Origin of the sequence: Actinosynnema sp. NPDC023658, from assembly GCF_040639995.1 — a bacterium.
Classification (GTDB): Bacteria; Actinomycetota; Actinomycetes; order Mycobacteriales; family Pseudonocardiaceae; genus Actinosynnema.
The window spans coordinates 1-321 of record NZ_JBFAAX010000331.1 but is presented as its reverse complement, the minus strand read 5'-3'; the positions used below and the strand labels follow the sequence as shown (position 1 = coordinate 321).

General features: G+C 69.5%; 1 protein-coding gene. It reads left to right on the top strand.

Features of this window, described 5'->3' with window-relative positions:
• Positions 1-6: 6 nt before the first annotated feature.
• Positions 7-321 (top strand): LuxR C-terminal-related transcriptional regulator (locus tag AB0G02_RS25550; protein WP_360798165.1); only part of this gene is annotated, 315 nt, incomplete at its 3' end.

Sequence of the window (321 nt, the reverse complement as noted above, 5' to 3'; positions counted from 1 at the left end):
GTGCAGGTGCCCGACGACGCCGCGGCCCGGGACCTGGTGCGCGGTGACCCGTACGTGCGATCGCAGTCGATCGCAGAGGTGCGCATACGCCAGTGGCACGTGCTGCTGGGTGTGCCTGAAGGTGAGCGCGTGCCGGGCATCGTCCGGCCGCGTGACGGGCAGAGCGCCGAGGCGCGCTCGCGCGAGCCGTTGACGCCGCACGAGCACCGGATCGCGCTGATGATGTTGGAGGGCATGACGAACCGGCAGATAGCCGAGCACTTCTCGGTCTCGACCCGGGCCGTCGAACTCCACATCACCCGCATCTACCGCAAGCTCGAC